Here is an 18,020-nt window from a genome sequence, read left to right on the forward strand (position 1 = left end):
GCAGATCTTCAGGGCGCTCGCAGCCCTTCAGAAGTTCGTCCAGCAGTTCCTTGGAAATCGTCATCGTCCTTGCTCCTCTCAGGAAGCATGGACCAGATCCCGGTTACACAGAAGATCGGACACTCTCCTTGGCTGGCCGAGTTAACCAGCCTAGAAGACTTGGGTTTAAAGAATACTCTGATCCATGACCTCACTCCGATCAGCAAACTGCGTTCCATAGAATGCCTGACACTCGACGGGACTCAAGTTATTGATCTACGACCCATCTCTGAACTTACAGGGCTTGAACGCGGGCTTCCACCTGGCCTAACTTTCAACAACACACCGGCCATCGAGAGTGACCCCAAAATAGCGGATTTGGCAAAATTAAGCGACCATGCTACCCGTGCCCGCCAAACCCTTGCCTACATACGCAGCCTACCGCCTTGGCCGGAACCCTATACCCCCGCCGCCACCCCGGATGGCTCACCGCCCAAGCCGAGCGGGGGTGCGTCAGAGCAGCAGAAGATCAAGATCGCGCAAACGCAAATCCAGCATCTGATCCGCAATGCCACCGTCACGCGCATCAGCGCGCAGAGTTTCGCAACGCAGATCGAAACCGCGCTGCGCGGCGTTCCCGCCAATCTTGACAACAAACTTCCCGAACCCTTGCAGACCATGCAGGAATTCGCGGATGTGTTGCGCGAACTGGCGCCCGAAACCACGCCACCAGACGATCCGTTACAGACCGCGCATCTGGAACTGCGCATTTCGCAGCTGGAACAGCTTGTGGACCGCCTTACCCGTCAACTCGCCGACGAAACAATAGCACGCGAAGCGGCAGAGGCTTTGGCGAAGAAAGAGGGGTTCTTGAGCAACTACAAACAGGGTGCCGGAAAAGCCGCAGGCGTCGCAACAGTTTCACTCGCTACTGTCGGTGTGCCAACCGCAGCGGTCTTTTTCCTTGGCGTGGAACACCCGTTGGTTCAGGCGTTTCTGACAGTTATCGGTCGCTTGCCGAAAAGCTGACGCATCCGTAAGCGAACGTCACGCACCCACCTCGGGCGGGCGCGGCGTGCCGCGTCTTTGCCCAAGGCAGGCCCGACATGCCTTGGCCGCGACCCAACACGGCCCGATTCCTGCCAATTTGTTCCGATACCCTGTCCGCAGTTGAGTTTAACGTAAGGGGTAACGCCGTGTCGATTTTGGAAAACGGTGTCGACCATGTCAGACATTTCATTACCTCGGAGTCGGGCGCCGTGACCGTGGATTGGGTGGTTCTGACCGCCGCGACCGTCGGGCTGGGGATAGCCACGACCGCAGCGGTGCGCACCGGCACAAATGACCTGAGCGGCGATATCTCGACTTCGCTGTCGGGCGCAGAAGTCGCCTCGCTCGGGTGCCTGGGGTCTGCGGGTGGTCCGGCCGGGTTCGACTGCTATACCGGCCCGACGATCGTCAGCGCCGGGATGGCTTGGGGACATGCGTGGGCGCCTTCGTGCTTTGCAGTGGCAGGCGGTTCCGTGACATGTAACGGCAGCGGCGGCTCCGAGTTCACCGAGCAATACACCATGTCTGACGGGTCAACCTACCACAAGGTCACACGCAATGAGAACGGTGAAACGACCGTTACATGGACCGACAGCAGCGGCAACCCGGTCGATGAACCGCCGCCCATGTCATAAGGGCCTCTTGCACCCCTGACTGCATCCCCTATCCTCTTGCTCCAAAGAAGGAGCATGACCATGCAGGCATTCGGGAAATCTCAGGGCGGCACGCGGCGCGAGGATATGCGGTTTCTGACCGGGCAAGGCCGCTACCTTGCCGATATCGCCCCTGCGAATGCCCTGCACGGCGTGTTCCTGCGCGCGCCCGTGGCCCATGCGCGCATCACCGCGATCGATGTGGAAGACGCCCGCGCCCTGCCCGGCATTCGCGCCATCCTGACCGGCGCGGACCTGATCGCCATGGGAGTCACCGCGTCGGTCTACGCCATAACACTCCCTGACACGCGGGGCGGCAAGGGCGCGGCCCCGCATAGGCCGATCTTGGCCCATGATGTGATGCGCCATGTGGGGGAACCCGTCGCGCTCGTCGTCGCGGAAACCCGCGAACAGGCGCTGGATGCGCTGGACGCGATCACGCTCGACTATGACGAATTGCCCGTGTCGCTGGCCCTGTCACCCGGCGGGGCGGAAATTCACCATGAAGCCCCCGGCAATCTCGCGCTCGACTGGCGTTTGGGGGATGCAGACGCGGTGGCCGATGCCTTCGCCCGTGCCGCGCATATCACCACGCTGGACGTGCGCCAGAACCGCGTGACCGCGGCGAGCATAGAGCCACGCGCCGCGATGGCCGAGTGGGACAACGGCAGGCTGCACATGGCCTTCAACGGCCAAGGCGTGTGGCGGCTGAAAACCGAGTTGGCGAAAGCCCTGTCGCTGGACCCGGACGCCGTGCATGTCACCACCCCCGATGTGGGCGGCGGCTTTGGCATGAAGGTCATGGTCTACCCTGAGCATTACGCGCTGGCGGCGGCGGCGCGCGCGATTGACGCGCCCATTCTATGGGTGGCCGAGCGCGGGGAATCCATCGCGTCGGACAATGGCGCGCGCGACCTGACCAGCACGGCGGAACTGGCCTTGGACGCGGACCACAAGATCATCGGCTACCGCGTGCGCTCCACCACGAACCTTGGGGCGTATAATTCGCAATTCGGCCAGAACATCCAGACGGTGCTGTTTTCCAAGGTGCTGACGGGGGTGTATGACATTCCCGTGGCCGATCTGCATGTGCAGGCCGTCTATACCAACACCACACCGGTCGATGCCTATCGCGGCGCGGGGCGGCCCGAAGCGGTCACGCTCTTGGAACGCACGCTGGACATGGCGGCGCGGGAATTGGGCGTGTCCCCGTTCGACCTGCGCGCGCGCAACATGATCGCTCCGGGAAGTTTTCCCTATAAAACCCCGATGGGCGAAACCATCGACGTGGGCGATTTCGCGCGCCTGTTGCAGCGTGCGGCAGAACTGGGCGATGCGGCAGGCTTTGCCGCGCGCCGCGCCGCCAGCGCCGAAAAGGGCCTGCTGCGCGGCATGGGGCTGGCCTATTATGTCGAGGCGATCCTGGGCGACACATCCGAAAACGCGGCGCTCGAATTCACGGATGATGGCGGCGTGCGCCTGTTTGTCGGCACGCAATCGAACGGGCAAGGGCATGAAACCGTTTATGCACGCTACCTGGCCGAATTGACCGGCATTGACGAGGATCGCATCGAGATTGTCCAAGGCGACAGCGACCGGATCGCTCAAGGCGGGGGCACGGGGGGCTCGCGCTCGGTTACGGTGCAATCGACGGCGACCTATCAGATGACCCGCCAGATGGTCGCGGGTTTTGCCGAGTTCCTGACACGGCACACTGGCGCGCCGTTTGACTTCGAGAGCGGCATTTTCGCCGCCTCCGGCACCAACCAGCGCTTTACACTTATAGAGGCGGCGGAACTGGCCCGCCAAGCCGGCGAGGAGGCGTTGTTGCGCCATGACGCCCGCATCACGCTAGACGACCGCTGCTACCCGAACGGCGCGCATCTGTGCGAGGTCGAGATTGACCCGGAAACCGGCGCACTGCGGCTGGACCGCTACCTGGCGGTAGATGATTTTGGCAACCTCATGCACCCCATGCTGGCCGAGGGGCAGGTGCATGGCGGCATCGCGCAGGGCTTTGGGCAAGCGGTGATGGAAAACCTTGCCCTGGACGCGGACGGCCAGATCCTGTCGGGCAGCTTCATGGATTATGCCCTGCCGCGCGCAACCGACCTGCCAATGATCGGGTTTGAAAGCGTTCCGGTGCCGTCCAAGAACAACCCGCTGGGCATGAAAGGCTGTGGCGAGGCGGGGACCGTGGGCGCCTTGGCCGCTCTGTCCAACGCTGCTTTGGATGCCCTTTGGGAGCGCGGGGTGCGGCATGTGGACATGCCGCTGACGCCGGTGCGCGTGTGGGGGTGGTTGCAAGAGGCGGGGGCCTGAGTCTGATATGCTGAGCCGTATTGTTAGCTTTCGCTTATGGTCATGCATCACACAAAAGAGCGGCGGTGACATCGCGGGCGGTGGCGCTTGTCACGGCTGATATAGACACTTTATGGCGGCCCAGCCCCTCCTCCGAAAATCGTTTCGCCAAGGTCAGCCAAAGCGCCACCGCGTCGGGCCGCGATGGCGCTGGCGCGGCGGGCTTCGCCCTCGTTCCGCGCTGGGAAAGAAAACTCCGCGCAAGGGCTTGCCCCCTCACCCCATCACCAGCTTCACCGCGATCCCCCACATCACCAGCGCGATCAACCCGTCCAGCACCCGCCATGCCTTGGCACTCGCGAACAAAGGCCGCAGCAGGCGTGCGCCATAGCCGAGGCTGAAGAAGAAGACGAAAGACCCCGTTACCGCCCCGGCCCCGAAGCTGAATTCATCCCCCGGAAAGCGGGTCGAGATGGTGCCCAGCAGCACCACCGTATCCAGATACACATGCGGGTTCAGCCATGTCAGGGCCAGACAGGTGGCCAGAACCCGGCCCAAGGGCGCTGGCGGCGCTTGCCCGGCCACGACCAGCGCCTCTGTCGAGCGAAACGCGCTGCGCGCCGCGCGCCAGCCATACCAGCCCAAGAACGCCGCACCCGCAAAGCGCATCACCGGGTCCAGCCATGGCAGAACCGTTGCGATCCGCGCAAAGCTGGTCACGCCCAGCACGATCAGCACCGCGTCCGACACGGCACAGGCCAGCACCACGGCCAGCACATGCTCGCCGCGCAAGCCCTGACGCAAGACAAACGCGTTCTGCGCGCCGATGGCAAGGATCAGTCCAAGCCCGACACCCAGCCCCGTCAGGAAAACAGAAGGCGCGATCATAGCCGCCCTGACCAAGTGTAATGCATTGACATCAAACCTTTCCGCGTCAGCTTTGGTTAGCGGGATTCCCATGCAAACGAAAGCGCAGTTATGACGTTCGACAGCATCGCGGTTCTGGACTGGTCCTCTGCCAGCACCCCGAAACGGGGGCGCGATTCGATCTGGCTGGGGGTGGCCGGGTCGGCTGGCGTCCGGGCCGATAACCTGCCCACGCGCGCGCTGGCCGAAGCGCATTTGGCGAAGATGTTTCAAGACACGCTTGCGCGCAAGGCGCGGCTGCTTCTGGCCTGTGATCTGTCTTTCGGGTTTCCGCGCGGCTTCGCCCCGGTCATCACCGGACAGGCCGATGCGCTTGCGGTCTGGGACTGGCTGGCGCACCACATCCGCGATGACGCGGCCAACCGCCATAACCTGCGCGAGGTGGCGGCCATGGCCAACGGACATTTCGCGGGCGATGGGCCGTTCTGGGGCAATGGCGCGCGGGCCGATGTTCCGGGGCTGTCCCGGCGCAAACCGGCCCTGCCCGCAGGGCTGGCAGAGTTTCGGCTGACCGAAGCCGTTGCCCGCGCACAAGGGCTTTACCCGAAATCAAGCTGGCAATTGGCGGGCGCGGGCGCGGTCGGCGCGCAGAACCTTGTCGGCTTGCCAATATTGGCACGGCTGCGCGCGCAAGTCTTGGGCGCGGTTGCGGTTTGGCCGTTCCAGCCGCCGGACACCCCCATTGTGCTGGTCGAAACCTACACCGCGCTGGTCGATGGACCGGTGCGCGCGGCGGACCCCGAAACCGTGCGCGATGCTGCCCAAGTCGCGCTTCTGGCGCAAGCGTTGCACAGAATGGACCGGGCGGGCGGGCTAAAGGCGCTGTTCGCCCCACCGCCCCCCGAAGCATTGCCGGAAGAAGGCTGGATTTTTGGGCTGGGCCACAGCGCGGCCTTGGCAGAGTTTCTATCCGCTCGTCACGACCCTGCCGCGCGCTCGAACCAGTCGCGTATTTCCTGACGGGCGTAGTCATCCATCAGCAACGTGCTGCCCGGCGGCATGGCGTGGCTGACGCCCGATTGCAGGTAGATCGCCTGTGCCGCGCGCGCGACCTGTGCCTCGGTTTCCAACACGACGGCCTTGGGCGCCCAATGCAGGCCGGGCCAGAGCGGCTCCTCGGCGTGGCACATGGAGCAATGGCCCTGCACCGTCCAATAGACATCCTCGAAGCCCGCATCCGCGGCAAATCGGGCTGCGGTGGGCGTCAGGCTGGCAAGGTCGTCTTGCGCGGCCTTCGGCTGGCCCAAGACCGACAGAATCACGACCCCAACGAACAGCACAGCAGTCGCGGCCCATGTCCACCATTTATACCCTTGCCCCATATGCAGCGAGTTGAAGAAATGCCGAATGGTCACGCCCATCAGGAACACCAGCCCCGCGATCAGCCAGTTATAGTCCGACGCAAAGGCCAGCGGGTAGTGATTGGACAGCATCAGGAACAGCACCGGCAGCGTCAGGTAGTTGTTATGGGTCGAGCGTTGCTTGGCGATCTTGCCGTATTTGGCGTCTGGTGTGCGCCCTGCTTTCAGGTCAGCGACAACGATCTTCTGGTTCGGAATGATAATGAAGAACACGTTGCCCGACATGATCGTGGCGGTGAACGCGCCCAGATGCAGCAGTGCCGCGCGGCCCGTGAACACCTGCGTGTAGCCCCAGGCCATGATGACCAGCAGCACGAACAGGAACACCATCAGCCGGGTGTTGTCCTCGCCAAAGCGCGATTTGCACAGGCGGTCATAAATGACCCAGCCCAAACCCAGCGAGGCCACGGAAATGCCCACCGCCTGCCAGACCTGCAAATCCATCTTCTCCAGATCGATCAGGTAGAATTCCGCGCCGACGTAATAGACCAGCACCAGCAGCACGAAGCCCGACATCCATGTCCAGTAGCTTTGCCATTTGTGCCAGATCAGGTGGTCGGGCATCTTGTCGGGGGCAACCAGATATTTCTGGATGTGGTAAAACCCACCGCCATGGACCTGCCATTCCTCGCCATGGGCACCGGGGGCAAGGCTGGGGGATTTGCGCAACCCCAGATCCAGCGCAATGAAATAAAAGCTGGAGCCGATCCACGCGATCGCGGTGATGACATGCAGCCAGCGCACGGCAAACTCGGCCCATGCGCCGATGACGGCAAGCTCGAACATGATTGGCCCTTTCGTTTTGGTGTTTCGCGCAGGCTATACCGGCGCGGCGCTTTCTGTTAATTCCATAAAACACCCATCACTTTCAAATGCAGCCTGAAAATAAACATGGCCTACCTTAGCAACCTGCGCATGTTCGTGCGTGTCTATGAATTGGGCAGCATGTCGGCGGCGGCGCGTGACCAGCGCACGTCGCCTGCCGTGGCGTCGTCGCGCGTGGCCGAACTGGAAAAGCATCTGGGCGTACGGCTGTTCAACCGCACCACGCGGTCGCTGCAGCCCACGTCGAACGGGCGATTGTTCTATGACGGCGCACAGCGCGTGCTGGATGCCGTGGCAGAAGCGGAAGCGGCATTGACCAATGCAAGCGCCCAACCGCGCGGCACCTTGTTCGTGGCCGCCCCTTTGGGCCTTGGGCGGCGTTTGATCGCCCCGCATGTGCCCGCCTTCAAAGATGCGCACCCTCAGATCGACCTGCGGCTGCGCCTGTCCGACCGCAAGGTGGATGTGACAGCCGAAGGGCTGGACCTGGCCTTTCATCTGGGAACACTGGAAGATTCGGGGCTGAAAATGCGCGTTCTGGCGGAATGCCCGCGCGTTTTATGTGCCGCGCCCGCCTATATCGCGCGACGGGGTTTGCCAAGCGACGGGGCCGCATTGGTGGCCGAAGGGCATGACTGCCTGACCCTGCGCTTTCCGGGGGCGACCGAATTTCAATGGGCGCTGCAAACGCCAGAGGGGCCGAAGCGCTACAAGATATCCGGGCCATTCGAATCGGATGACGGGGACGTTCTGACAGGCTGGGCCCTGGACGGACGCGGGATTATCCTCAAGCCGCTGTTCGAGGTTGCGGACCATCTGGCCAATGGGGCTTTGGTGCCGGTCGCAACCGATACGCCGCCCTTGCCCGTGACCTTGGCGGTGCTGACGCCGCACAGGCGGTTGCGCGACCCAAAGGTCATGTTGTTCGTCGATTTCATCGCCGCGCATATGCGCGCAGCCATCGCAGGCGGTTAACCGGCATCGACAGCCGCGCGCCGCGCCAGCACCGCGACAAGGTCGGTGCGCGACACCACGCCGACGACCCGGCCCGCCTCTATTACCGGGACGGCATGCACCTCGCCATCCGCCATCATTGGCAATAGCGCGGCCAATGGAGTGTCGGGGGCAAGGCCATCTGCCCCGCCGCGCATGATGTCGCGGGCCGTTTCGGACGGTGCAAGCCCCTGCCCCAACAACCGCGACATGGCCGCGCCAAACCTGCCCTTGAGCACACGCGCGTCACGGGCAGCGCGCGCAATAAGGTCGATCTGGTGAATGACACCCGCATAGCTGCCGCCATCTTCGACGACGGGCAGCGTGGTGAACCGATGCCGCTGAAACAGGTCGGCCACCTTGCCCAAGGGCGTGTCAGGCGCAACCGTCACCGGGTCGGGTGACATGATATCGCGGGCGGTCAGCGGGCCGGCAAACTGCGCCGCCGCTTGCATCTGCGCCGCCCCGATCAGCCGTGCAAGATCCGCCGCGCCAAGGTTAGAGGATTGCCGGTAACGTTCCAGCAGGGCCGTCAACTGCTCTTCCGTCAGGCCAAGCCGCGCGCTTGCGCTGCGAACCCCGCCGCGTTGCCTGTCGGATGCGTCATATTGGCGGAACGGATATATCCGCCCGGTCAGGCGCGCATAGATCATGGCCATAACGACAAGCGACACTGCACCCAGCCCGATCGGGGTCAGCACGAACCAGAAGCCCAGCGGGAATATCTCTTCCGGGTGCAAAGCCGCCGCCATCGCAACCCCGCCCGCAGGTGGGTGTAAAGCCCGCACCAGCGCCATTGCGAACACCGTCGCCGCCACGGCCAAGGCAACCCGCAACGTCGCATCCGTCACAATGTAACACAGCGCCACCCCGATGAGCGCCCCCAACGTGTTGCCCATGATAACCGACCACGGTTGCGCCAGCGGGCTGTTGGGAATGGCAAAAAGCATCACCGCCGAGGCCCCGAATGGCGCAACCAGATATAGCCCGAATTCCGTGTCGATCTCTGGCGACAGCAGGAAAAGCGCGATCAGCCCAATCGCCAGAAGCGCACCCAGGCTTGCGCGCAGGGCTTCGGTTGTGGTGGCACGCGCCATGGCGGGGCCAAGAGATCTCCACATGTCAGCTTGCCTTCAGTCGTCCAATGTGTCCGCGTGGCTGTCGCATCGCTCAGTTCTCCAGTTCCGCCACCTTGCGCCAATGGGCCATCCGGGCCGAAAACACGCGGTCGAAGTCGTGATCGACGGCAAAGGCGCGGGCTTTGGCGCTGGCCGTCACCAACGCCTCTCGGTCATGGTGCCATCCGGCGACAACATCGGCCAGCGCGGAAACATTGCCAAGCGGGGCCAGCCCGCCACCGCCGCTGCGGGTTTGAACACCGCGCCACATCGCGTTATCGAACCCGGCCACGGCCAGCCCGCAGCCCATCGCCTCCAGATATGTGCAGGAGGGGTCCGATTGACGGTGACAGGACAGGAACACATCGGCCTCTGTGCGATTAACTGGCACCAGCTTGCGCGCAAAATCAACCGGGTCATGCAGACGGACGCGGCCTTCGAACCGGTCAAGCCCGGCGCTAATCTCGGCGCCCGAACTGCCGGTGCCGTAAATATCCAACGTGGCATCAACGCCGCGCGCGGCCAGCATGTCCATGACCGGCAACAGGTCTTGCGCGCCCTTCATAGGCTCCAACCGCCCGGAATGGATGAGCCGCAAGGGCGCGCCATTTCGCAGACGGTCCGCGCGGGCGGTCATCTCTGCCTCTGTGGCCATCATCGACGCGCTTAACCGGTTGTCCAGATACAGATGCGCATCACGCACCAGCCCGCGATAGGCCTCATAGGCCGGGTAGCCATTGAACTGAACCGCATCCGCCCCGCGCAAAGCCGCGCGCAGGCGATGTTCTTGTTTCAACGTCCACAGCGCGGAGCGCGCGCGGCGCAGCGGGTTTCGCTTGCGGTCCATCCACAGAATGCGCAACCGGGTGCCAAGCGTGTATTCCAGCACATAGACAAGTTTTACGCCCAATCCGTGCACCACTGCCGGGAAATCGAGCGCCTCGTGGTCATCCGCCGCCGCCACCAAAAGCGCCACGTCGCGCCCCAGATGCGGCAAGATGGGCGCACCGCGCGGAATGACCGCCAGGTCAAAGCCCAAAGATCCGGGCGGGCAATGCACCCCGAAAGGCAAGGGCAACTCTGCATCGCGCAGCACAACCGATACCGGCCCCGGCCATTCGGCCACATGCCGTTCCATGCCCTGCACGAATTTTGCATCCAGCCACAGCCCATCCTGACGCTGTTGCGCCGGTGCCGTCGAATAAATGACGAGACGATCTGCCATGCCCGTTCCTGCCTTGCCCCCAAGCTATGCGCGTGGCGGTCACAAGGGTCAAGCGTCTTGGCGCGTGTGGCCTCAACTGCCGCGATAGGTGGAAAACCCGAAGGGCGACAGCAAAAGCGGCACATGGTAATGGCTCTCGGGGTCGCTGATCCCGAAGCGGATCGGAACCTCGTCCAAAAACAGCGGGGCGTCACCTGCCTGCCCGGTCGCGCGCAAATAATCCCCGGCGGCGAAAACAAGTTCATACCGGCCCGTGGCAAACTGGCCCTGTGGCAGGATCGGGCTGTCGGTGCGCCCATCCGCGTTGGTGGTCATGCGCGCCAGTTCCGCGCGCTCGGCACCGTCCAGCCGATAGAGCACAATCTCCAACCCGGCGGCTGGCAACCCGCGGGCGGTATCCAGAACATGGGTGGTCAGAAATCCGGCCATGGTGCTCTCCTGCTGTGTGCTTTGCACGCATCTAGCCGCAAGCTCGCGGCAAATACCAGCCCGAGGGCTTGCACCCGGCGCGCAGGTCTTTCAAGAAATTCCAGAAAGCAGAAATGATTATTCTGTATTAACACATAATCACGACCGAACCCGGAGGCCAATGTGCAACGCTACCCACGCAACATGACCGGCTATGGCGCAACGCCGCCCAAGGCCAATTGGCCAGGCGGGGCAAAACTCGCCATTTCACTGGTGCTGAACTACGAAGAAGGCGGCGAGAATTGCATCCTGCATGGCGATGCCGCGTCAGAAGCGTTCCTGTCCGACATTCCCGGCGCCGCCCCTTGGCCGGGCCAGCGCCATTGGAACATGGAATCGATTTACGACTATGGCGCGCGCGCCGGGTTCTGGCGGTTGCACCGCCTGCTCACCGGTCGCAATCTGCCCGTGACCATCTTCGGCGTCGCGATCGCCCTGGCGCGCAGCCCCGAACAGCTCTCCGCCATGCAAAGCGCGGGGTGGGAGATTGCCAGCCATGGGCTGAAATGGGTCGAACACCGCGATATGCCAGAGGATGAGGAGCGCGCCGCCATTGCCGAAGCCATCCGCCTGCACGCGGAAGTGACAGGCGAAGCGCCGCGCGGTTGGTATACCGGGCGCTGCTCGGCCAACACCGTGCGTTTGGTGGCAGAAACCGGCGGTTTCGACTGGATATCAGATACTTATGATGACGACCTGCCGCATTGGATGGAGTTTGGCGACCGCGATCAACTTATCCTGCCCTACACGCTGGAAGCCAATGACATGCGCTTTGCGACCGCGCCGGGCTGGGTCACGGGCCGCGATTTCGAAGATTACCTGACAGACGCCTTCGACACGCTTTATGCCGAAGGGCAGGCAGGTGCGCCCAAGATACTGTCCATCGGGCTGCATTGCCGCCTTGTCGGGCGTCCGGGCAAGATCGCGGGGCTGATGCGGTTTCTGGATCATGCCATGGCGCATGACGGCGTGTGGTTCGCCACGCGGGGCCAGATTGCCGACCATTGGGCCGCGCATCATCCGCATAAACGCGTCGCGCGCCCCCACCAAATGGACCGCGCCACGTTCGTGGCCAAGTTCGGCGGCATCTATGAACACTCCCCATGGGTGGCCGAAGCCGCCCATGCGCTGGAACTTGGCCCCGCACATGACAGCGCGGCAGGGCTGGCCCATGCCATGGCGCGTGCCTTTCGCAGCGGGAGCGCAGAGGCCCGCATGCAGGTCTTGCGCGCCCATCCCGACCTTGCGGGCAAGCTGGCCAGCGCCAAGCGCCTGACCCCCGAATCCACCGCCGAGCAATCGAGCGCGGGCCTCGATGCGCTGACCGATGCAGAGCGCGCGAGCTTCCAGCGCCTGAACACCGACTATGTTGCCAAACACGGCTTTCCCTTCATCATCGCTGTGCGCGACAACACCAAAGACAGTATACTGGCCGCGTTCCAGACCCGCATTGCCAATGACACCGCGACCGAATGCGCCACCGCCTGCGCGCAGGTGGAACGGATCGGCGCGCTGCGGCTGGCGGAACTCCTGCCATGATAGCTTCATCTTGCCAAAAATACTCACGACACGACGGCAAGGGCCGGGCATGACGCAGGTGTTGTTCACTCAACCCCTGACGGCGCAAGCCTTCGCGCCTTTTGGCGATGTGCTGGACGCCACCGGCACGCCTGACAAGCTTATCAATCAGGGGCTCTGCGGGCGGTTCCACGACCGCGCGGCGCTCGATTTTGCACCAGATGGCCGCGCGGGGATATCCATTTTCAATGCCCAACCGCGCGCCCTGCCCTATGCGCTGGACATGGTCGAACGGCACCCCGATGGCTCTCAGGCCTTCGTGCCAATGCACCAAAACCCGTTCCTGGTCATCGTCGCGCCCGACCATGACGGCACCCCCGGCACGCCCCGCGCCTTCGTGACCAATGGCGCGCAGGCGATCAACTTTCACCGCAACGTCTGGCACGGGGTTCTGACACCCCTTGCCGCGCCGGGGCTGTTCGCGGTCATAGACCGCATCGGCCCCACCCCGAACCTGGAGGAGCACTGGTTCACCACCCCCTGGGAGGTGCACACCGCCTGAACATAACACGACCCGACGCGACAAACCCGCCTTGGCGGGATGGTCTCGCGTGTCTTTGGAGGAGGACAGACCATGACAGAAAATTCCCTTGGCACGGCCGCGCAATTGCGCGACGTGGATTATATGCCGCCCATTTACAAAGCGATCCCGCTGGGCGTGCAGCATGTGCTGGCGATGTTCGTGTCGAACGTCACGCCCGCGATCATCGTGGCTGGTGCGGCCGGCTTCGGCTTTGGCTCGAACTCGCCCGATTTCCCGAACCTGATCTACATGCTGCAAATGTCTATGTTCTTTGCAGGCGTGGCGACCTTGATGCAGACCATCACCTTCGGCCCCATCGGCGCGCGTATGCCCATCGTGCAGGGCACGTCATTCGCCTTCATTCCCATTATGATCCCGCTGGTCGCGGGCAAAGGCGTGGATGCGATGGCGGCCGTCATGGGCGGCATTCTTGTGGGCGGCCTGTTTCACGCAGCCCTCGGCACCGTGATCGGGCGCATCCGCTTCGCGTTGCCGCCGCTGGTGACGGGTCTTGTCGTGACCATGATCGGCCTCGCCTTGGTGCGTGTGGGCGTGCAATATGCCGCCGGTGGCGTGCCGGCCATGGGCACCGAGTCTTTCGGCAACCTGCAAAGCTGGTCGGTGGCGCTGGTCGTGATCTTCGTCACCTTGGGCCTGAAATTCTTCACCCGTGGGATGCTGGCCATTTCCGCCGTGCTGCTGGGCTTGCTCGCGGGTTACGCGGTGGCGTTTGCACTGGGGATGGTCAGCTTTAGCAATGTCGGACGCGCTGCCGTCTTCGCCCTGCCCAACCCGCTGCATTTCGGGCTGGAATTCACCGCCGCCGCGATTATCGGGTTCTGCGCCATGGCGTTTGTGTCTGCGGTCGAAACCGTGGGCGATGTGTCGGGCATTGCCAAGGGCGGCGCCGGGCGCGAAGCGACCGACCGTGAAATCTCTGGCGCGACCTATGCCGATGGTCTGGGCACCGCTGTGTCTGGCCTGTTCGGCGCGCTGCCCAATACCAGCTTTAGCCAAAACGTCGGCCTGATCGCCATGACCGGCGTCATGTCGCGCCATGTCGTGACCTTTGGGGCTGTGCTGCTGATCGTGGCGGGGCTGTTCCCAAAAGTGGGCGCGATAATCTCGACCGTCCCCATCGAAGTTCTGGGCGGCGGTGTGATCGTGATGTTCGGCATGGTCGTGGCCGCAGGCATTTCGATGCTGTCAGACGTGCATTGGAACCGCCGCAACATGGTGATTTTCGCCATCGCGCTGTCGCTGGGGCTGGGTTTGCAGCTTGAACCCTCGGCGCTGCAACACCTGCCAGATACGCCGCGCGTGCTGCTGACATCCGGCATCCTGCCTGCGGCCTTCATCGCCATTCTTTTGAACCTTATCCTGCCAAAGGAACTGGCCGGAGAGGCGACCGAAGAAGTGTCCGGCGGGATGCATGGCGCAGGCGCGGGGCTGGACCCGGCGGACCGCACCCGCTAGGCCAATCAGCCGGGTCGCGCTTCATCAAATTTGGCGCGACCCCTTGACGCAAGCGGTCAGAGGTCTCTTATACAAGGCAGCCAATTCATAACGAGAGACGAGGAAAAACATGGCATTCGAACTTCCCAACCTTCCCTATGCGCATGACGCGCTGGCCGATCTGGGCATGAGCGCCGAGACCATGGAATTCCACCATGACATCCACCACAAGGCCTATGTCGACAATGGCAACAAGCTGATCGCCGGCACCGAGTGGGAAGGCAAATCGGTCGAAGACATCATCACCGGCACCTATCAGTCGGGCGCTGTGGCGCAGTCGGGCATTTTCAACAATGCCAGCCAGCACTGGAACCACGTCCAGTTCTGGGAGATGATGGGGCCGGGCACCGGCAGCATGCCGTCCGAGCTGGAAAAGGCGCTGGTCGAGAGCTTCGGTTCCGTCGACAAGTTCAAGGAAGACTTCGCCGCCGCAGGTGCGGGCCAGTTCGGCTCTGGCTGGTGCTGGCTGGTCAAGGACAAGGACGGATCGCTGCGCGTCACCAAGACCGAAAACGGCGTGAACCCGCTCTGCTTTGGTCAGACAGCACTTCTGGGGTGCGACGTGTGGGAGCACAGCTACTACATCGATTTCCGCAACAAGCGCCCTGCTTACCTGTCGAACTTTCTGGAAAAGCTGGTGAACTGGGAAAACGTCGCATCGCGGATGTGATCTGGCCCAGGCTTGAACGTGGAAAGGGCGCTCCGATGGGGCGCCCTTTTTTTGTCTTGCGCTTTTGGCGCGGAACAAGGGCGCAGCCCGCCGCGCCATCGGCGGGCCGTCCCGCGGCCTGCCGATTGGCTACCACAGTCACGCAGATCGCATGACTTGCGGATTTGGCTGCCATAAAGCGCTGCCAAACATCGGTCGGATCGGCAGTCCCCGGCCCGCCGCTGGCGCTCTGTTGCGCAGTTACCGCAAACACTTGCACCCCATGCAACGCGGCCTTGCATCCCTGTCGCTTGTGTTGCGGCGCAGCATGTCCCATCTCTGGCTCAAGTTAACGCAAACACCAATTGGAGCCTTTGACATGACCGCGCTTCTCAGCACACTTCAGACACGCCTGCAAAAACGCGCCGCATACGCCCGCACCAAGGCAGAGATCGAAGCCATGCCGCTCAACGTGGCAATCGACCTTGATATCTACCAACCCGATGCCGCCAAGATCGCGGCGCAGGCTGTTTACGGGCGCTGACCCAGCTTTTCCAGCAGCGCCAGACGAATCGCGGGGGGCACGAATTTCGTGACATCCCCGCCCAACCGCGCGATTTCCTTGACCAGTTTCGACGCAATCGCCTGATGCCGAGCCTCTGCCATCAGGAACACGGTCTCGACACTGTCATCCATCGCGCGGTTCATACCGACCATCTGGAATTCATATTCGAAATCCGTGACCGCGCGCAGCCCACGAATGATGATCGACGCTCCCACCTCATGAGCACAATCGATCAGCAGGTTCTCGAACGGATGCGCCACGATCTCGACACCCGTGCGCGCCGATAACACGGCCACTTCCGCCTCTATCATCGCCACACGTTCTTCCAACGTGAATAACGGCCCCTTGTCGCGGTTGATCGCCACGCCGATCACCAGCCGGTCCACAAGCAGCGCCGCGCGCGTGATGATGTCGACATGGCCCAGCGTCAGCGGGTCAAAGGTTCCGGGGTATAATCCGATGCGCATTCTGTCCCTCGCGGTTTTGCGCCACGCAACAATATTGCGCCGCAAAACGCAACCCTTCGCATCAATAGCCTGCGATCATTCCGGTCAGCGCGTCTTTCTCAAGTTGCAACTCCGACAGGCGCGCCGCGACCACATCCCCGATGGAAATCAGAGCGATCATCTTGCCATCTTCCATGACGGGCAAATGACGAAACCGTTTCGCAGTCATGGTTTGCAGCACCATATCCGCATCGTCACTCGGGGTGCAGCTGAACACGTTGCGGGTCATAACCCCATCGACCGTATCTGCCATGCAGGCGGCACCACGCCGCCCCAGTTCGCGCACGATATCGCGCTCCGACAAGATCCCCTCAACCGCCGTGCCATCGGGTGATATCACCACCGCACCGATGCGCTTGTCCGACAACATTTGCGCGGCCTGGGTCAACGAACTGCCGGGCGGCAGGGTGACAACCCCGCCACCGACCTTGTTGCGCACGATCTGACTGACAAGCATGAGCGTTCCTCCTTCGCTGGCGGGCCGCAGCCTCTGCGACACCGTATCACAGCATCCGCCAGCAAGCCCGCCGCTGTCAAGCCGGACGATCAGACCGCCGCGCGGATCGCCGTTTCGAATTCGGAACACAGCATCCCGATCTCCTCCACCCCGACCGAGACCCGAAAGAAGCCTTCGGTGATGCCAAGTGCGGCGCGCCCCTCGACCCCAAGCGCCCGGTGCGAGGAACTGGCCGGATGCGACAATGTCGTGCCGATATCGCCAAGCGTCGGCGCAAAGGCAATATTCGGGGCAGCCTGCGTCAACCGGTTGGCAGCCGCGCGCCCGCCTGCAATCTCGAAACTCACCATATGACCACCGCGCGCGCCCAGCAGCGCCACGGCGCGGTTGTGGTCGGGGTGGTCGGGGCGCGTGGGGTAAAGCACGCGCGTCACCCCCGGAAGGCCCGCGATATGATCGGCCAGCGCCGCCGCATTCGCTTCTGCCCGGTCATAGCGCAGCTCGAAAGAATACAGCCCCCGCTCCGCCAGCCAGCAATCGAACGGGCTGGGGGTGAGCCCCACCGTCACCGCGAAATCATAGATTGCCTTGTGATGGCCCGCGTCACCTGCGGCCACATAACCCAAGGTCGCATCCGAATGCCCTGCCAGCATCTTTGTCACCGAATGCACCACCACATCGGCACCGTGGTCGAACGGCACATATCCACGCGGCGTCGTAAAGGTGTTGTCTACGACCACCAATACGCCGCGCGCCTTTGCACCGGCGATGATCGCCTCCATATCGGCCACCCGCAGCGTCGGGTTCGACACGACCTCCAGCAGGATCAGCTTTGTCTCGGGCCGGATCGCGGCCAGAAATGCCGCCGCATCGGTCGGATCGGCCAGCGAGGTGGCAATCCCCAAACGCGGCAAATCCTCGCGCATCAAACGCAAGGATCGCCCATAAAGCTGGTCGCCCCCCAACACATGATCGCCCGCGCGGGTCAGCCCCATCAGAACCGCCGCAACCGCCGCCATGCCAGACCCCAGCACAAGCCCATCCCGCGCGCCTTCCAACTGGTCAAGCTTGCGCGCCAATACATCGGCATTGGGGTGGCCTTCGCGCGCATAGGTATAGCCCGATGCGCGGCCCTCATATTGCGCATCCAGCGTGTCAGGGTCGGGCGAGGCATAGACCACAGACGGCTGTATCGGCGTGCCCACGGCCCGCGACACAGTTTCAGGCCAGGCCATCCGGCGCACAAGGCTCTCATGTTCACTCATTGTCATCTCCTCGATTTCATCCTTGCAAAAATATCCTGGGGGAGTCGCGCAGCCGCGCGACG

General features: G+C 63.1%; 18 protein-coding genes. 10 read left to right on the forward strand and 8 right to left on the reverse strand.

Annotation, left to right across the window (positions count from 1 at the left end; translation table 11 throughout):
• The first annotated feature begins 357 nt into the window (after nt 1-357).
• The 3 genes from M3N55_RS07410 to M3N55_RS07420 all read left to right on the forward strand — a co-directional run bounded on the left by M3N55_RS07410 (nt 358) and on the right by M3N55_RS07420 (nt 4,004).
• Complete coding sequence (locus M3N55_RS07410; protein ID WP_249057891.1) at nt 358-1,008, forward strand: hypothetical protein; 651 nt, start codon at nt 358-360, stop codon at nt 1,006-1,008.
• A gap of 167 nt (nt 1,009-1,175) precedes the next feature.
• Nucleotides 1,176-1,664: a hypothetical protein gene (locus tag M3N55_RS07415; RefSeq protein ID WP_249057892.1), complete on the forward strand. Its 489-nt coding sequence runs from the start codon at nt 1,176-1,178 to the stop codon at nt 1,662-1,664.
• Nucleotides 1,665-1,724: 60 nt separating this feature from the next.
• On the forward strand, nt 1,725-4,004 hold the full coding sequence (locus M3N55_RS07420) for a xanthine dehydrogenase family protein molybdopterin-binding subunit (RefSeq protein ID WP_249057893.1): 2,280 nt from the start codon (nt 1,725-1,727) through the stop codon (nt 4,002-4,004).
• Between the two features lie 255 nt (nt 4,005-4,259).
• Here M3N55_RS07420 and M3N55_RS07425 read toward each other — a convergent pair whose 3' ends face one another.
• Complete coding sequence (locus M3N55_RS07425; protein ID WP_249057894.1) at nt 4,260-4,871, reverse strand: LysE/ArgO family amino acid transporter; 612 nt, start codon at nt 4,869-4,871, stop codon at nt 4,260-4,262.
• Between the two features lie 90 nt (nt 4,872-4,961).
• Here M3N55_RS07425 and M3N55_RS07430 point away from each other — a divergent pair, with 90 nt between their 5' ends.
• Entirely contained in the window at nt 4,962-5,870 is a 909-nt protein-coding gene (locus M3N55_RS07430; protein WP_249057895.1) for a molybdopterin guanine dinucleotide synthesis, read from the forward strand.
• On the opposite strand, the gene M3N55_RS07435 is transcribed toward M3N55_RS07430, so the two are convergent.
• On the reverse strand, nt 5,828-7,057 hold the full coding sequence (locus tag M3N55_RS07435) for a urate hydroxylase PuuD (RefSeq protein WP_249057896.1): 1,230 nt from the start codon (nt 7,055-7,057) through the stop codon (nt 5,828-5,830). The two genes, M3N55_RS07430 and M3N55_RS07435, sit on opposite strands and share 43 nt — an antisense overlap.
• Nucleotides 7,058-7,162: 105 nt before the next feature.
• Between M3N55_RS07435 and M3N55_RS07440 the strand changes: the two genes are divergently transcribed.
• On the forward strand, nt 7,163-8,071 hold the full coding sequence (locus tag M3N55_RS07440; protein WP_249057897.1) for a LysR family transcriptional regulator: 909 nt from the start codon (nt 7,163-7,165) through the stop codon (nt 8,069-8,071).
• Here M3N55_RS07440 and M3N55_RS07445 read toward each other — a convergent pair.
• The 3 genes from M3N55_RS07445 to uraH all read right to left on the reverse strand — a co-directional run bounded on the left by M3N55_RS07445 (nt 8,068) and on the right by uraH (nt 10,861).
• On the reverse strand, nt 8,068-9,210 hold the full coding sequence (locus M3N55_RS07445) for an HPP family protein (protein WP_249057898.1): 1,143 nt from the start codon (nt 9,208-9,210) through the stop codon (nt 8,068-8,070). The two genes, M3N55_RS07440 and M3N55_RS07445, sit on opposite strands and share 4 nt — an antisense overlap.
• A gap of 49 nt (nt 9,211-9,259) precedes the next feature.
• Nucleotides 9,260-10,432: a glycosyltransferase gene (locus M3N55_RS07450; protein WP_249057899.1), complete on the reverse strand. Its 1,173-nt coding sequence runs from the start codon at nt 10,430-10,432 to the stop codon at nt 9,260-9,262.
• Nucleotides 10,433-10,504: 72 nt separating this feature from the next.
• The gene (gene uraH / locus M3N55_RS07455) at nt 10,505-10,861 is read right to left on the reverse strand and encodes a hydroxyisourate hydrolase (protein WP_249057900.1); all 357 of its coding nucleotides are present in this window, start codon (nt 10,859-10,861) and stop codon (nt 10,505-10,507) included.
• A 162-nt stretch (nt 10,862-11,023) separates the two neighbouring features.
• On the opposite strand from uraH, the gene puuE reads away from it, so the two are divergent.
• From puuE to M3N55_RS07480, 5 genes are all read left to right on the forward strand, one after another.
• Nucleotides 11,024-12,439: an allantoinase PuuE gene (puuE, locus tag M3N55_RS07460; RefSeq protein WP_249057901.1), complete on the forward strand. Its 1,416-nt coding sequence runs from the start codon at nt 11,024-11,026 to the stop codon at nt 12,437-12,439.
• A 49-nt stretch (nt 12,440-12,488) separates the two neighbouring features.
• Nucleotides 12,489-12,980 (forward strand): ureidoglycolate lyase, encoded by a 492-nt coding sequence (locus M3N55_RS07465; protein ID WP_249057902.1) that lies wholly within the window; start codon nt 12,489-12,491, stop codon nt 12,978-12,980.
• A gap of 72 nt (nt 12,981-13,052) precedes the next feature.
• Nucleotides 13,053-14,477 (forward strand): uracil-xanthine permease family protein, encoded by a 1,425-nt coding sequence (locus tag M3N55_RS07470; RefSeq protein ID WP_249057903.1) that lies wholly within the window; start codon nt 13,053-13,055, stop codon nt 14,475-14,477.
• A 109-nt stretch (nt 14,478-14,586) separates the two neighbouring features.
• Nucleotides 14,587-15,186: a superoxide dismutase gene (locus tag M3N55_RS07475; protein WP_249057904.1), complete on the forward strand. Its 600-nt coding sequence runs from the start codon at nt 14,587-14,589 to the stop codon at nt 15,184-15,186.
• 358 nt (nt 15,187-15,544) lie between these two features.
• Nucleotides 15,545-15,709 carry a hypothetical protein gene (locus M3N55_RS07480; protein ID WP_249057905.1) on the forward strand — a complete coding sequence of 55 codons (165 nt, stop codon included), beginning with the start codon at nt 15,545-15,547 and terminating at the stop codon, nt 15,707-15,709.
• Here M3N55_RS07480 and coaD read toward each other — a convergent pair.
• From coaD to M3N55_RS07495, 3 genes are all read right to left on the reverse strand, one after another.
• Nucleotides 15,697-16,197, reverse strand: a complete 501-nt coding sequence (gene coaD / locus M3N55_RS07485) for a pantetheine-phosphate adenylyltransferase (protein ID WP_249057906.1) — start codon at nt 16,195-16,197, stop codon at nt 15,697-15,699. The genes M3N55_RS07480 and coaD overlap by 13 nt on opposite strands.
• A gap of 61 nt (nt 16,198-16,258) precedes the next feature.
• Nucleotides 16,259-16,693, reverse strand: coding sequence for a CBS domain-containing protein (locus M3N55_RS07490; RefSeq protein ID WP_249057907.1), 435 nt, complete (start codon nt 16,691-16,693; stop codon nt 16,259-16,261).
• An 89-nt stretch (nt 16,694-16,782) separates the two neighbouring features.
• On the reverse strand, nt 16,783-17,964 hold the full coding sequence (locus M3N55_RS07495) for a trans-sulfuration enzyme family protein (protein WP_428982626.1): 1,182 nt from the start codon (nt 17,962-17,964) through the stop codon (nt 16,783-16,785).
• Between the last annotated feature and the right edge of the window lie 56 nt (nt 17,965-18,020).

Source organism: Roseinatronobacter domitianus, assembly GCF_023336755.1.
GTDB lineage: Bacteria > Pseudomonadota > Alphaproteobacteria > Rhodobacterales > Rhodobacteraceae > Roseinatronobacter > Roseinatronobacter domitianus.